Below are 14,133 nucleotides of genomic sequence, written 5' to 3'. Positions count from 1 at the left end.
TGGGTCCCCGGGGAAGGCGCGGAGTCGCGGCCGAGGGTCGCGCTCGGCTCTGGTCGGCGTGGCCGCCGCCCTCGTCGTGGGCTTCACCGCGTCGGCCGGTTGCGCGGGCACCGACAGCGCCGGGGCCGGTGCTGGGGCCGGTGCCCGTACGAGTGCCAGCACCGCCACCACCGCCAGCACGACCAGCACCACCGCCAGCACGACCGGCACCGCCACCGGCGCGCCCGGCCCCGTGTCGCTCGCTCCCCCGGTCGCCGCCCCTCCCCCGACACCCACCCCCGCGCCGTCCACCTCGGCGGCCCCCTCGCCCCGCGGGCCGGTCGCCGCCGAGATCTCCATCCCCTCGATCGGTGTCGAGGACCTCGACGTCCTGCCGTACGAGGGGACGACCGACGACCGCGCGGGCACCCGGATCCAGGACCGCGGGGTCGCCGCGAGCCCTCACGGCAAGCGCGGCGGGGTGGGCCCGGGCGAGGTCGGCAACTACCTGGTGACCGCCCACCGGCTCTCCGCCGGCGGACCCCTGCGTGACCTGCCCTCCGTCGAGGTGGGGGACGAGGTCCGCGTCACCGCCGACGGCACCGTCTACACGTACGAGATCGTCGAGACCCGGACCACGTCCTTCCGCTCGGCCCGCTCGCTCGCCGAGCAGCGGGCGGCCGTGCCGGGCGAGCCGGGCGAGAAGCCCACCCGGGCCATGATCACGCTCTCCACCTGCGCGACCCCCGAGGACAACGCCGCGGGCAACTTCTGGCGCGACGCCCAGCACAACCCCGAGCACCGCATCGACAAGGTCGGCGTCCTCACGTCCACGCGGCCCGCGTAGCGCCGCCCCGACGTGCTGTGCACGTCGACGCCCCAGCGCCCCGGCCGACCAGCCGACCAGCGCCCGCGCGCCCCCGACGCCCCGGCCGACCAGCGCCCCGCGCCCCGAAGCCCTGACGCCCCCGCCGCCCCGCCGCCTCAGCGCAGTCGCTGCGGCAGCCGGACGCGGACCAGCGTGGTCTCCACGTCGCTGTCGACCAGGCGTCCGTTCGCGTCGAAGGCCTCCGGGCCGTCCGTCATGCCGAAGTCGTTGTCGTTGAGGAGGACCAGGGTCGAGGAGCCCTCCACCGCGATGCCCTCGATCTTGCCGGGGACGCCTGCGACCGTGTTGAGGTCGACCACCAGGCGCTTCGCCAGGACCGGGGCGGCTGCGGACGCCTCGTCGTCGAGCTGCTCCAGGGTCGGGCTCGCGGTCGTGTCCCACGGGGAGCCGAGGATGTCGGCGCCGCGGCGGAGCCGTACCTCGTAGACGCGGGAGGCCTTGTCCGTGCGCTCCTGGACCAGCAGGCGGTCGCCGCCCAGGGCCACGACCGAGGAGATCTTCAGCTCCGACGTCTTCGTCTGGCCCGGCTCCACGACGCCCACCGGGTCGAAGCGGTACGCGTACTCCGCGGTGACCCGGTTCGTGCGGGTCGAGAAGCGCAGCAGGCGGGTGGTGCGGGAGTCCTCTCCGGCGGCCTTGTCCGGGTTGAGCAGCGGGCTCTGCAGCGCCATCACCAGGTCGCCGTCGGGGAGCAGCGCCAGGCCCTCGAAGCCGCGGTTGATCTTGCGCTTGAGGAAGATCGACGGGAGCGACTCGATCACCGGGTAGTCGGCGCCGGTCAGGGCGAGCCCCCGGGGGACGTGGCGGGCGAGGACCCGGCCCGTGGCGGAGACGTGCACCAGCGAGGGGCCGTACTCGTCCACCAGCCAGAAGCTGCCGTCCCGGTCCCTGACGAGGCCCTCGGTGTCGAGGCCGTTCGCGTTGTACGCGAGCGGGGTCGTGGCGTCGTGGTTGTACGGGGCCTCGTCGCGGCCCGGCTGGTTGGGCAGGCCGGTGACGGGGGCGCCGGAGGCGGTGGTGATCGGGAGGGACTTCAACACCTGGATCCGGCCACCGGTCGCGCGGACCTTGACGATCGCCGGGTCGAAGCCGGGCACCGGGAAGGTGCGGCGCTTGTCCTTGCCGACGGCTATCTGGCCGTTGGGGCCCCGGTCGGTGACCGTCCAGTACTCGCCGCGCCGCTCGGCCGGGTACAGGTCGCTGCCGATGCCGCCCAGGTCGACGTCCCGGTCGTCGTCGACGCTGCCGGGCAGCAGGCGGTTGCTGAAGGCGGCCAGCGGGATGTCCGGCAGGGTCGAGGTGGAGACGACCCGGGCGGCGGAACCGTGCCGCGCCGGCTCCGCCTCGGCCGTCCCCATGACCACCGTCAGGGCGAGCGCGGCGGACAGCGGAAGGACCACGACGGCGGGCCGGCGCATGAGGCGCGGATTCATCTGAACTCCCTTTGCACACATGGAATGGCGCCCGTGAAGGCGCCTCATGGTCCAATTCCGGCCACAACGGTGGGCGTCGGGTGGGCGACATCGGGGCGAGCCGTCGGTGAACGCACGACTCCGGCCGTCGGTGAACGCACGACTCCGGCCCCCGGTGAACGAATGACTCCGGCCCCCGTGTGTCGGTACCGGGGAGGACAATCGCGCCATGGTGATCACCGCGCGCGCCCTCAACCGCTCCACTCTCGCCCGGCAGCTCCTCCTCGACCGGGAGCCGATCGGTGTCGGGGACGCCGTGCGCCGGGTGGTGGCGCTGCAGGCGCAGCAACCGGGCTCGCCCTACGTGGCGTTGTGGAACCGCGTCGCCGGCTTCGATCCCGCGCGGCTCGACGAGGCCGTGGCGGACTTCGAGTTGGTCAGGTCGACGCTGATGCGGCTCACGCTGCACCTGGTGCACGCCGAGGACTACCGGCCCTTCCGCGAGGCCATGGAGCCGACCCTGCGCGGTTCGCGGCTCCACGACCCCCGGTACAAGGCGGCGGGGTTCACCGCCGACGACGCCGACGCCCTGCTGCCCGCGCTCCTCGACTACGCCGGGGAGGCCAGGAGCGGGGCGCAGATGCGGGAGCGCCTCGAAGCGGCGCGGGGCGGGCCGGTGGAGGCCGTGGTGTGGCGGATGATGCGGCAGTACGCGCCGCTGTGGCACGCGCCGACGGGGCCGCCGTGGTCGTTCGGGGCGGCGCAGTCGTTCGTGACGGCGACGGCGCCGCTGCCGGTGCTCGGCGATCCGGACGCGGCGACGGCGGGGCTCGCCGTCCTGATCCGGCGCTATCTGGAGGGCTTCGGGCCGGCGTCCGTCGCGGACATGGCGCAGTTCACGCTGGCGCCGCGGGGGAAGGTGCGCGAGGCCGTGCGGCTGGTCGAGGGCGAGCTGGAGCAGACGGAGGGGCCGGGCGGGGTGCTGCTGTACGACGTGCCCGGGGCGCCCCTGCCCGGCGAGGACGTCCCGGCGCCGCCCCGGCTCCTCGCGATGTGGGACAGCATCCTGCTGGCCTATGCGGACCGCAGCCGTGTCATCCCGGCCGAGTACCGCAGGCACGTGATCCGCGTGAACGGCGACACGCTGCCGACGCTGCTCGTCGACGGGTACGTGGCGGGGGTCTGGCGTCCCGTCGAGGGGGGCATCGAGGCCTCGGCCTTCCACCCGCTGCCCGCCCGGGTCTGGGCGGAGCTGGCGGAGGAGGCCGAGGCGCTCGACGGTTTCCTCGGGGCGCGCGACCGTCGTGTGTACAGCCGGTACGACCACTGGTGGGTCAAGGGGCTGCCCGCGGTGGAGACCCGGGTGCTGCCGGGGCTCAGCCCCGCGTCGCCACCAGCTGCTTGAGGGCGATGTTCAGCTGGAGGACGTTGACGCGGGGTTCGCCGACGAAGCCGAGGATGCGGCCGTCGGTGTGGTCGGCGACGAGCTTGTCGACCTGGGCGACGGTGAGGTGGTTCCTCTCGGCGATCCGGTGGACCTGGAGCTTCGCGTACTCCGGGGAGATGTGCGGGTCGAGGCCGGAGCCGGAGGAGGTGACGGCGTCGGCGGGGACGTCCGACGGCTTGACCTTGTGGTCGGCCGTCGAGTTGTCCTTGACGACGGCGGCCTTGGCGTCCTTGACCCAGGTGATCAGGTCCTCGTTGTCGCCGGAGCGGTTGGTGGCGCCGGAGAGGATGATCGAGTACCGGGTGTTGACGCTGTTGGTGCCCAGGCCGTTGGAGGGGCGCGGCTGGAACCACTTCAGGTCCGGGGTCGGCGTCTCCTCGCCCTCCTTGAGCGGGAGGTTGTAGGTCTGGCCGATGAGTGCGGAGCCGACGACCCTGCCGCTCGCGTCGGTGACCTCGGAGCCGTTCGCCTTGCCGGGGAAGGCCACCTGGGCGATCCCGGTGACGGCCAGCGGGTAGAGGACGCCGCACACGACGGTGAGGACGAGGAGGGCGCGCAGGCCCGCCCAGAGCACGCGGCCGGTGTTCGCTGCGGAGTTGTTCATCGTGGTCAGCCGATTCCGGGGATGAGGGAGATGAGGACGTCGATGATCTTGATGCCGATGAACGGGGCGATCAGGCCGCCGAGTCCGTAGATCCCGAGGTTGCGCCGGAGCATCGAGTCGGCGCTGGAGGGCCGGTAGCGGACGCCCTTGAGGGCGAGCGGGACGAGCGCGACGATGATCAGCGCGTTGAAGACGACGGCCGAGAGGATCGCGGACTCGGGCGAGGTCAGCCCCATGATGTTGAGCTTGTCCAGCGACGGATAGGCGACGGCGAACATCGCGGGGATGATCGCGAAGTACTTGGCCACGTCGTTGGCGATCGAGAAGGTCGTCAAGGCGCCCCGCGTGATGAGGAGTTGCTTGCCGATCTCGACGATCTCGATGAGCTTGGTCGGGTTGGAGTCGAGGTCGACCATGTTGCCGGCCTCCTTCGCGGCCGACGTGCCCGTGTTCATCGCGACGCCGACGTCGGCCTGCGCGAGCGCGGGGGCGTCGTTGGTGCCGTCACCGGTCATCGCGACGAGCTTGCCGCCCGCCTGCTCCCGCTTGATGAGGGCCATCTTGTCCTCGGGCGTGGCCTCGGCGAGGAAGTCGTCGACCCCCGCCTCCTCGGCGATCGCCTTCGCGGTCAGCGGGTTGTCACCCGTGATCATGACCGTACGGATGCCCATGCGGCGCAGTTCGTCGAACCGCTCCCGCATGCCCTCCTTCACCACGTCCTTCAGGTGGATGACCCCGAGGACGCGCGCGCCCTTGTCGTCCTCCAGAGCCACCAGCAGCGGCGTGCCACCAGCCTGGGAAATCCGGTCCGTGAGCGCCTGCGCGTCCTCGGAGACACTGCCGCCCCGCTCCTTCACCCATGCCACGACCGAACCGGTCGCGCCCTTGCGCACCTTGCGTCCGGCCCCGTGCTCGACGAGGTCGACGCCCGACATCCGGGTCTGGGCGGTGAACTCGATCCACTCCGCGCCGGCCAGCTCGCCCTGGTGGCGCTCGCGCAGGCCGTACTTCTCCTTGGCGAGGACCACGATCGAGCGGCCCTCGGGCGTCTCGTCCGCGAGGGAGGAGAGCTGGGCGGCGTCGGCCAGCTCGGCCTCCGTCGTCCCGGCCACCGGCACGAACTCGGAGGCCTGGCGGTTGCCGAGGGTGATGGTGCCGGTCTTGTCGAGGAGCAGCGTGGAGACGTCGCCGGCGGCCTCGACCGCGCGGCCCGACATCGCGAGGACGTTGCGCTGCACGAGCCGGTCCATGCCGGCGATGCCGATCGCGGAGAGCAGCGCGCCGATCGTGGTGGGGATCAGGCAGACGAGCAGGGCGGTGAGGACGATGAGCGAGGTCTGCGTGTCGGCCCCGGCGTAGATCGCGAACGGCTTCAGCGTCACCACCGCGAGCAGGAAGACGATCGTCAGCGAGGCCAGGAGGATGTTGAGGGCGATCTCGTTCGGGGTCTTCTGCCGGGCCGCGCCCTCGACCAGGTTGATCATCCGGTCGATGAACGTCTCGCCCGGCTTCGTCGTGATCTTGACGACGACACGGTCCGACAGGACCTTCGTGCCGCCGGTGACGGCGCAGCGGTCGCCACCGGACTCGCGGATCACGGGAGCGGACTCGCCGGTGATGGCGGACTCGTCGACCGACGCGACGCCCTCGACGACGTCACCGTCGCCGGGGATGACGTCTCCGGCCTCGCAGACCACCAGGTCGCCGACGCGCAGCTCGGTGCCGGGCACCTGCTCCTCGCCGGTGGGGGTGATCCGGCGGGCGACGGTGTCGGTCTTGGCCTTGCGCAGGGTGTCGGCCTGCGCCTTGCCGCGGCCCTCGGCGACCGCCTCCGCCAGGTTGGCGAAGACCGTGGTCAGCCACAGCCAGGCGGTGATCGCCCAGCCGAACCAGTCCCCCGGGTTCTTCACCGCGAGCACCGTGGTGACGACCGATCCGATCAACACCACGAACATCACGGGCGACTTGACCATGACCCGCGGGTCGAGCTTCCTGATCGCGTCCGGGAAGGACGTGACCAGCTGCTTCGGGTCGAACAGTCCGCCGCCGACGCGTCCGGCCTCGGCCGGCCGGCCGACGGGCTCCCCGGACTGCGGGGGCCGGGTGGGAGTGATGGTGCTCATGCTGCGAGCCCTTCGGCGAGCGGTCCCAGCGCGAGGGCCGGGAAGTAGGTGAGACCGGTGATGATGAGGATCGTGCCGACCAGCAGGCCCGTGAACAGCGGCTTCTCGGTCCGCAGCGTGCCCGCCGTCTCCGGCACGGGCTTCTGCTCCGCCAGCGAACCCGCCAGCGCGAGCACGAACACCATCGGCAGGAACCGGCCGAGCAGCATCGCGATGCCGATGGTCGTGTTGAACCACTGGGTGTCCGCGTTCAGACCCGCGAAGGCCGAGCCGTTGTTGTTCGCACCCGACGTGTAGGCGTAGAGGATCTCGGAGAACCCGTGCGCGCCGGAGTTGGTCATCGAGTGCGACGGCGTGTCCAGGACGAACGAGGCCGCCGTGAAGCAGAGCACCAGGGCCGGGGTGATCAGGATGTAGCAGGCCGCGAACTTGATCTCGCGGGTGCCGATCTTCTTGCCCAGGTACTCGGGGGTGCGGCCGACCATCAGGCCGGCGATGAACACCGCGATGATCGCCATGATCAGCATGCCGTAGAGGCCGGAGCCGACGCCGCCGGGCGCGATCTCGCCCAGCTGCATGCCGAGCATGGTGATCCCGCCGCCGAAGCCGGTGTACGAGGAGTGGAAGGAGTTCACCGCGCCGGTGGACGTGAGCGTGGTGGCGACAGCGAAGATCGACGAGCCGGCGATCCCGAACCGGGTCTCCTTGCCCTCCATCGCCCCGCCCGCGAGGTCGAAGGCGGGTCCGTTGTGGGCGAACTCGGTCCACATCATCAGCGCCGTGAACCCGAGCCAGATCGCGGCCATCGTGCCGAGGATCGCGTACCCCTGCCTCAGCGAGCCGACCATCCGGCCGAACGTCCGCGTCAGCGCGAAGGGGATCACCAGGATCAGGTAGATCTCGAAGAGGTTGGAGAGGCCGTCGGGGTTCTCGAAGGGGTGGGACGAGTTGGCGTTGAAGTAGCCGCCGCCGTTCGTGCCCAGCTCCTTGATGACCTCCTGCGAGGCCACCGCCCCGCCGTTCCACTGCTGCGGACCGCCCGTGAACTGGCCGACCTCGTGGATGCCGGCGAAGTTCTGGATCGCGCCGCAGGCGACGAGGACCAGGGCGCCGACCACGGAGATCGGCAGCAGGATCCGGACCGTGCCGCGGACCAGGTCGGACCAGAAGTTGCCCAGCTCACCGGTACGGGAGCGGGCGAAACCGCGCACCAGCGCGACCGCCACCGCCATGCCGACGGCCGCCGACACGAAGTTCTGCACCGCGAGGCCGCCGGTCTGCACGACGTGGCCCATGGCCTGCTCGCCGTAGTACGACTGCCAGTTGGTGTTGGCGACGAACGAGGCGGCCGTGTTGAACGCCTGGTCCGGGTCGATCGACACGAAGCCGAGCGAGCCCGGCAGCGCACCCTGCACCCGCTGGAGCAGGTACAGGAAGAGGACGCTCACCGCGGAGAAGGCCAGGACACCCCGCAGGTACGCGGGCCAGCGCATCTCCGCCGACGGGTTGGCGCCGATGCCCTTGTAGATCCACTTCTCCACCCGGAGGTGCTTCTCCGAGGAGTAGACCCGGGCCATGTGGTCGCCCAGCGGCCGGTACGACAGACCCAGCGCGACGATCAACGCCAGAAGCTGGAGGACTCCAGCAAGAACGGGACTCATAGCCGTACTCAGAACCTCTCCGGCTTGACGAGGGCGAGGACGAGATAGCCCAGCAGGGCGGCGGCCACGAGCAGACCGACGATGTTCTCGGCACTCACAGCTTGGCCACCCCCTTGGCGATGAAGGCCACCAGCGCGAAGACCGCGATCGTGGTGACGACGAAGGCCACGTCGGCCATCGTGAGCTCCCGGATGCAGGAAGAAGGAAGAACGGATTCTCGGACGAATCGAGGAAACCTCTCCCCGGCCGCCCCGCCGCCTCCGTTGACGTGCCCCTAACGCCGTCCGTGCCCGTCTTGACGCGTCCCGTACGTACGGGTGACCCGGCCCACGGGCCGCGGGCTCCGGCCGGTTCGGCGCTCACCCATTGCCAGTGGCCGGAAGGGGACATATCTTCGAGCGAAACCTACGGACCGGGATGCTCGTCAGTCCCGGGGCGACCCGCCGTTCACGGGTCGGACGGCGGGGAGCGGCACTCTCGGGGACGACGGGGGGACGCTGGACGCCGGGCGTACGGGATATCCGTATCCACGTACCCGCAGGAGCTGAGCAGCATGAGCAAGCACGTCCTGGCGCAGAACCAGTACGGCAAGGCCGAGAACCGCATCGTCGCCGTGACCCGCAAGGGCGACGACGGCGCGTGGCACGAGATCCGCGACCTGAACGTGTCGGTGGCGCTGCGCGGTGAGTACCGCGAGGTCCATCTGACCGGCGACAACGGCAACTGCCTGCCGACCGACACCACCAAGAACACGGTCTACGCCTTCGCCAAGGAGCACGGCGTGGCCTCCCCCGAGGCCTTCGGCATCCTCCTGGCCAAGCACTTCGTGACCTCGCAGGCGGTGATCCACGAGGCGCAGATCCGGGTGGAGGAGTACGCCTGGGAGCGGATCTCCGTGCCCACCCGCAAGGAGCAGCACTCCTTCGCCCGCAAGGGGCAGGAGGTCCGCACCGCCCAGATCACCTACTCGGCGAACACCGGGCTCCAGGTCCTCTCGGGCCTCAAGGACCTCACCGTCATGAACTCGACGAACTCGGAGTTCCACGGCTTCATCAAGGACAAGTACACGACCCTCAAGGAGGCGTACGACCGGATCCTGGCCACCAAGGTCACCGCCCGCTGGGCGAACTCGGCCCCGGCCGCCGCGGACGAGGGGCACGACTGGGACCGCTCGTACCAGAAGGTGCGCCGCCACCTGCTTGAGGCGTTCGCGGAGACGTACAGCTACTCGCTCCAGCAGACGCTGCACGCGATGGCCGACCGGGTCCTGGACAACGTCTCCACGGTCAACGAGGTCCGGCTCAACCTGCCGAACAAGCACCACTTCCTGGTGGACCTGGAGCCCTTCGGCCTCAAGAACGACAACGAGGTCTACTTCGCGGCGGACCGGATGTACGGCCTCATCGAGGGCACCATCCACCGTGAGGGCGTGCAGCCGGTGATCGCGACCAGCGACTGGATCACCGCCTGAGGCACCGGATCACCACAGCCTGGCCGTCTCCACTCCCAGCCATACGGCTCCGAGTCCGGCGGCCAGGCTCGCGGCGACGTTGAGCGCCGCGTACCCCTTCGCCCCGTCCTCGGAGAGCTTCAGCGTCTCGTACGAGAAGGTCGAGTACGTGGTGAGCGCCCCGCACAGGCCCGTGCCGAGCAGCAGATGGAGCTGGGCCGACGTCACGCCGGTGAGCAGTCCGAGGACGAACGAGCCGACGACGTTCACCGTGAACGTGCCCCACGGGAGGCCGGGGCCGAAGCGGGCGCGCGCCGCCCGGTCCGTGAGGTAGCGCAGGGGCGCGCCGACGGCGGAGCCCGCGACGACCAGCAGCCAGTTCACGCGCCCCCCACCCGGCCCCGGCCGGTCCTGGCGTGCACGGCCCTGGCGCCGGCGACGCCGGCCCCGACGGCGGCGAGCGCGCTGACGAGGGTGCCGCCCAGGTAGAGCAGGCCGCGCGTCGGGTCCCCGGCGCTCAGCAGCCGCTCGGTCTCGAGGCTGTACGTCGAGAAGGTGGTGAACCCGCCGCAGAACCCGGTGCCGAGGAAGGGTCGGAGGAGCGGGTGCGGGGGCGCCGTCGACCACTCGGTCGGGCGCTCCGTCAGCAGGACCATCAGGGCGCCGAGCAGCGCGCACCCGATCACGTTCACCGTGAACGTGGTCCACGGGAAGGCGCCTTCGGGGGTCGGCCAGACGAGTCCCGCGCCGTAGCGGGCGGATGCGCCGAGGGCGCCGCCGGCGGCCACCACCCCGACGACCGGCAGTTCCGCGCGCAGTCCCATGGCCGGAAGCCTACGAGGAACGGGTCAAGGCGAGGCGCACAGGCACGGCCCCCGGCCTGGGGCATTAACCGGGGTCCGGCCCGTGCAGCCTCGCTCTGCGATGGTCCGGCCACGCCCTGCGACGGGTCAAAGCGGGGCCGGCGAGTCTGTCAGATCCCCCACGGGGTATTCCGGAGGGCCGTTCCGAGGGGTGGACGACCCTCCGGAAGTGGGCCGTGAGGGGCCCCGGGACACGCCTCCGACCTGCGACGACACGGCGGGGGGTGGTCCGGTCACCATCCGGCGGCCGATTCGGGTGCCGGGTACACCTCGCCGCCGGAGGCCGTGTCGGGCGACGGTGGTGGAGCAGCGGGAGGGAGCTGCGCAACCTTCGGGCAGGAGTGTCGTGAGTACATCCGTCGCAACCAAGCGCAGGACCGTGACCGGGTCCGTGCCGCCGGCCGTTCCCCTGGACGTCGTGAGGTCCGCCGGCGCGCCCGGCTCGCGCGAGGACGCCTACGCCGAGCTGTGTGCCGCGCTGTTCTCCGGCTTCCCGCGCCGGGACCAGCGCCTGAAGGCCGAGCAGTATCTGCACGGCCTGCTCACCGCGCAGGGCCGCAAGTCGATCCGCAACATCGCCGCGCAGATAGGCGGTCCCGCCGCCGAGCAGAGCCTGCACCACTTCGTGTCCAGTTCCACCTGGGACTGGCAGCCGATGCGGGCCTCGCTCGCCCGGTACCTGGAGCGCAACAGCTGCCCGCAGGCCTGGGTGGTGCGGCCGATGCCGATACCGAAGGCCGGTGAGCACTCGGTGGGTGTGGACCGGCGGTTCGACCCGGAGCGCGGGCAGGTCTTCCACGGCCAGCAGGCGTTCGGGGTGTGGTTCGCCAGCGACGAGCTGAGCGTGCCCGTCAACTGGCGTCTGTTCCTGCCGGACCCGTGGGTGAACGACCGTACGCGGCGCGACCGCGCGGAGGTTCCCCAGGAGGCCGGCGAGGAGACCCTGGAGGAGTGCGCCGTCGCGGCGGCGCTCGACACGGCCCGCTGGCCGGACGTGACCCGCAAGCCGGTGCTCCTTGACATCCGGGGCGGCGCGGGGCGGGCGGCCCTGACCCGGCTCGCCGGTGCGGGAGTGCCGGTCGTGGCCCGGATCGGTCCGGGGTCCCGGCTGGCGATCGCCGACCGCTCGCTGCCCGGTTTCGGGGCCGGTCCGCTGTCGGCGATGCAGATCCTGGAGTCGCTCAAGGGCCTGCGCAGGCCGGTGAGCTGGGTAGACACGGTGGCCGGCGCGCGGACCTCGCGCACCTCGCTGGCCACGGCGGTGCGGGTGGCGCTGCCCACGCCGGGCGGCGAGCGGATGCGTCCGCTGGTGCTGCTCGGCGAGTGGGACGACCCGCGGCGGCCCCCGGCCCGGGTGTGGATCAGCGATCTGACCGCCTCGCCGGTCGGCTCGCTGCTGCGGCTGACGAAGCTGGCCCGCAGGGTGGAGCGGGACTTCGTGGAGGTCGGCGAGGGGGCGGGGCTGCGGGACTTCGTGGGCCGCTCGTTCCGCGGCTGGCACCGGCACATCACGCTGGCGTCGGCGGCCCACGCGGCGACGGTCATGGCGGCCACCGACTGGGAGGCGTCCTACGGCTCCGGCTACGGATCGGGGCGGACGGCCCGGACGGCGAGCTGACCCGCGCCGGCGGTCGCCCCGCGCGGCCGCGGCGGTCAGGCGCTCCGCTCCGGCGGGCCCGCCGCCGGCCGGCCCGGGTCCGCGGTGGCGCGGCCCCTGGCCAGGACCTCCCGGGTGCGCTGCAGGCGCAGCGCCAGCTGGACCTCCAGGACCTGGCCGGGCTTCTGCCACTCGGGGCCGAGGAGTTCGCCGATCCGCTCCAGCCGGCGCGAGACGGTGTTGGGGTGGACGTGGAGCGCCTCGGCCGCGTTGGTCGGGCTGCCGCCGGACGCGAAGTACGCCTCCAGGGTGTGGGTGAGGTCGGTGAACCGCTCGGCGTCGTAGTCGAGTACGGGTCCGATCGCCGCCTCGACGAAGCCGTCGACGTCGTTGTCGTCGGAGAGCAGCAGCCCGAGGAAGCCCAGGTCCTGCACGGACGCCGCCGAACCGGTGCCGCCGAGGGCGCTCATCGCGTCCAGGCAGCGCCCGGCCTCCTGGTGCATCCGGGCGACGCCGTCCGGGCTCTGGCCGGGTCCGGCGGCGGCGACGGAGACGGGGTGGCCGAGCAGCGGGGACAGCTCGTCGGCGACGGCCCTGGCGGCGGCGGAGGCGTCGATGCCGGGGAGCAGCAGCACGATGCAGCCGCCCTGCACGGTCTTCAGACCGCTGAGGCGGTACGCGTACGAGGACGCCCACACCACGGCCCTGCCCTGTTCGCCGCCCTCCGGCCGGGCGAGCACGAGGACGTGCGGTCTGCGCAGGTCGACGCCGAGGCGGCGGGCGCGCTGGGCGATCTGCTGGGGTGCGTGCGGCGGGTCGGCTATGAGGTCGTCGAGGAGTTCGTCGCGGACGGGTCCCTCGGCGACGGCGGTGGAGCGCCGCATGAGGAGGAGGAAGGCGACGGACTGGGCGGCGAGTTCGAGGAGCCGCTCGTCCTCGCCGGTGAGGCCGCCGGCGGCGCGGATGACGAGGCCGCCGAGGTCTTCGGAGCCGGCGATGACGGGGGCGACCCAGGTGTCGTCGTCGGCGAGGACCGGGCGGCGGCGGGCGTGCGCGTCGAGCGAGGCCTTGGCGACGGCCTCCTCGACGAGCCCGGGTATGTCTCCCGCGGTGGCGAGGCAGCGGCCGCCCTGGTCGCGGATCATCACCGTGGCGTCGAGGGCGTCGGCCGCGGCCTTGGCGACGCTGCCCAGGTCCCCGCCGGCGAGCACGAGGCTCATGATCCGGCCGTGGGCCTCGCTGACGTGCCGCATCCGGGTGAGGCTGGTGCGGACCCGGGAGCTGTCCCGTTCGAGTTCGGAGACCTCGGCCCGGGTCCTGTCGAGGAGTCCGGCCTTCTCGACGGCCAGTGCGGCGAGGTCGGCGAGCGCGGTGAGCAGCCCGATCTCCTCGCCGGTGTGGTGGCGGACCCGCCGGTCGGCGCCGTGCAGGACGCCGATGACGGTGTCGCCGCTGCGCAGCGGCGCGGCCATCACCGCGTGCACCTCCTCGGCGCGGAGGGCCGTTTCGGCGACCTCGTCGAAGGCGGGGACGTGGACGCCGGCGTCGAGGGAGTCGAAGGAGGCGAAGCGTTCGTCGGCGAGGCGGTCGGCGGTCCACACGGCCTCGCCGTGCGCCTGGACGGCGCCGCCGAGCCCGTACCCCTCGGCGATCCGCAGGCCGGGGGCGATCCTCGGGCCGCCGGCCTGTCCGGTGCGGGAGCCCTCGGCGGTGTGGACGTAGCAGGTTCCCTGCGGGCCGCGGAGGGTCACGTACACCAGGTCGAGGCCGAGGAGTCGGCGGGCCCTGCGGGTGATCACGCGCAGCAGGCTGTCGAGGTCGTACGACCGGGTGAGGTCGCGGGCGGTGTCGGTGAGCGTGGCGAGTCCCGCCTCGCGGCGCTCTTCCGCCTCGCGGCGGGCGGTCACCTCTCCGGCGAGGGCGACGGCCCGTTCGACGCGGTCGAGTTCCGCGCCGCCGGTTCCGGCGAGCCTGGCCTCGTCGAGGAGGCTGTCGAAGCGGGCGGGCGGGGCCTGCCGGGCCAGTAGTTCGAGGACCGTGAGCAGCGCGTCGGCACCACCGGCTCCGTCCGCGCCGTGCAAGGTCATGGCCCCGTCCCCCGTAGTCGA

The 14,133-nt window shown here is 72.3% G+C and carries 12 protein-coding genes; 4 read left to right on the top strand and 8 right to left on the bottom strand.

All coding sequences use genetic code 11. The annotated features are described in order from the left end of the window. The first annotated feature begins 58 nt into the window (after positions 1-58). Positions 59-826 (top strand): class E sortase, encoded by a 768-nt coding sequence (locus AMK27_RS28130; RefSeq protein ID WP_241847623.1) that lies wholly within the window; start codon positions 59-61, stop codon positions 824-826. A 137-nt stretch (positions 827-963) separates the two neighbouring features. Here AMK27_RS28130 and AMK27_RS28125 read toward each other — a convergent pair whose 3' ends face one another. Then, on the bottom strand, positions 964-2,301 hold the full coding sequence (locus AMK27_RS28125) for an esterase-like activity of phytase family protein (protein WP_073913794.1): 1,338 nt from the start codon (positions 2,299-2,301) through the stop codon (positions 964-966). Between the two features lie 208 nt (positions 2,302-2,509). Here AMK27_RS28125 and AMK27_RS28120 point away from each other — a divergent pair, with 208 nt between their 5' ends. After that, positions 2,510-3,685 (top strand): winged helix DNA-binding domain-containing protein, encoded by a 1,176-nt coding sequence (locus AMK27_RS28120; protein ID WP_073913790.1) that lies wholly within the window; start codon positions 2,510-2,512, stop codon positions 3,683-3,685. Here AMK27_RS28120 and AMK27_RS28115 read toward each other — a convergent pair. From AMK27_RS28115 to kdpF, 4 genes are read right to left on the bottom strand one after another with little or no spacing between them, the layout of a single operon-like run. Beyond that, complete coding sequence (locus tag AMK27_RS28115; protein ID WP_073913787.1) at positions 3,657-4,331, bottom strand: potassium-transporting ATPase subunit C; 675 nt, start codon at positions 4,329-4,331, stop codon at positions 3,657-3,659. The genes AMK27_RS28120 and AMK27_RS28115 overlap by 29 nt on opposite strands. 5 nt (positions 4,332-4,336) lie before the next feature. Beyond that, a complete protein-coding gene (gene kdpB / locus AMK27_RS28110) occupies positions 4,337-6,454 on the bottom strand; it encodes a potassium-transporting ATPase subunit KdpB (RefSeq protein WP_073913784.1) in 2,118 nt (705 codons plus the stop codon). Then, the gene (gene kdpA / locus AMK27_RS28105) at positions 6,451-8,115 is read right to left on the bottom strand and encodes a potassium-transporting ATPase subunit KdpA (RefSeq protein ID WP_073913781.1); all 1,665 of its coding nucleotides are present in this window, start codon (positions 8,113-8,115) and stop codon (positions 6,451-6,453) included. The genes kdpB and kdpA overlap by 4 nt, the downstream gene beginning before the upstream one ends. An 8-nt stretch (positions 8,116-8,123) precedes the next feature. Further along, positions 8,124-8,213, bottom strand: coding sequence for a K(+)-transporting ATPase subunit F (gene kdpF / locus AMK27_RS28100; RefSeq protein ID WP_033204243.1), 90 nt, complete (start codon positions 8,211-8,213; stop codon positions 8,124-8,126). Between the two features lie 455 nt (positions 8,214-8,668). On the opposite strand from kdpF, the gene pucL reads away from it, so the two are divergent. After that, entirely contained in the window at positions 8,669-9,586 is a 918-nt protein-coding gene (pucL, locus tag AMK27_RS28095; protein ID WP_073913778.1) for a factor-independent urate hydroxylase, read from the top strand. A 9-nt stretch (positions 9,587-9,595) separates the two neighbouring features. On the opposite strand, the gene crcB (AMK27_RS28090) is transcribed toward pucL, so the two are convergent. Beyond that, entirely contained in the window at positions 9,596-9,949 is a 354-nt protein-coding gene (crcB, locus tag AMK27_RS28090; RefSeq protein WP_073913775.1) for a fluoride efflux transporter CrcB, read from the bottom strand. Then, complete coding sequence (gene crcB, locus AMK27_RS28085) at positions 9,946-10,389, bottom strand: fluoride efflux transporter CrcB (RefSeq protein WP_073913772.1); 444 nt, start codon at positions 10,387-10,389, stop codon at positions 9,946-9,948. Before crcB (AMK27_RS28085) ends, crcB (AMK27_RS28090) begins: the two co-directional genes overlap by 4 nt. Positions 10,390-10,774: 385 nt before the next feature. On the opposite strand from crcB (AMK27_RS28085), the gene AMK27_RS28080 reads away from it, so the two are divergent. Next, entirely contained in the window at positions 10,775-12,046 is a 1,272-nt protein-coding gene (locus AMK27_RS28080; protein ID WP_073913769.1) for an IS701 family transposase, read from the top strand. A gap of 35 nt (positions 12,047-12,081) precedes the next feature. On the opposite strand, the gene AMK27_RS28075 is transcribed toward AMK27_RS28080, so the two are convergent. Then, positions 12,082-14,112: a helix-turn-helix domain-containing protein gene (locus AMK27_RS28075; RefSeq protein ID WP_073913766.1), complete on the bottom strand. Its 2,031-nt coding sequence runs from the start codon at positions 14,110-14,112 to the stop codon at positions 12,082-12,084. Positions 14,113-14,133 lie beyond the last annotated feature (21 nt).

The sequence above is a fragment of the Streptomyces sp. CB02009 genome (assembly GCF_001905825.1).
In the GTDB taxonomy this organism is placed as follows: domain Bacteria; phylum Actinomycetota; class Actinomycetes; order Streptomycetales; family Streptomycetaceae; genus Streptomyces.
This window is presented reverse-complemented; position numbering and strand designations above follow the sequence as displayed.

Bases quoted from the DNA above. Each gene is read 5' to 3' on its own strand.
- AMK27_RS28125 (WP_073913794.1), bottom strand. From the start codon at position 2,301: ATGAATCCGCGCCTCATGCGCCGGCCCGCCGTCGTGGTCCTTCCGCTG.
- AMK27_RS28120 (WP_073913790.1), top strand. From the start codon at position 2,510: ATGGTGATCACCGCGCGCGCCCTCAACCGCTCCACTCTCGCCCGGCAG.
- AMK27_RS28115 (WP_073913787.1), bottom strand. From the start codon at position 4,331: ATGAACAACTCCGCAGCGAACACCGGCCGCGTGCTCTGGGCGGGCCTG.
- kdpB (WP_073913784.1), bottom strand. From the start codon at position 6,454: ATGAGCACCATCACTCCCACCCGGCCCCCGCAGTCCGGGGAGCCCGTC.
- kdpA (WP_073913781.1), bottom strand. From the start codon at position 8,115: ATGAGTCCCGTTCTTGCTGGAGTCCTCCAGCTTCTGGCGTTGATCGTC.
- pucL (WP_073913778.1), top strand. From the start codon at position 8,669: ATGAGCAAGCACGTCCTGGCGCAGAACCAGTACGGCAAGGCCGAGAAC.
- crcB (WP_073913772.1), bottom strand. From the start codon at position 10,389: ATGGGACTGCGCGCGGAACTGCCGGTCGTCGGGGTGGTGGCCGCCGGC.
- AMK27_RS28075 (WP_073913766.1), bottom strand. From the start codon at position 14,112: ATGACCTTGCACGGCGCGGACGGAGCCGGTGGTGCCGACGCGCTGCTC.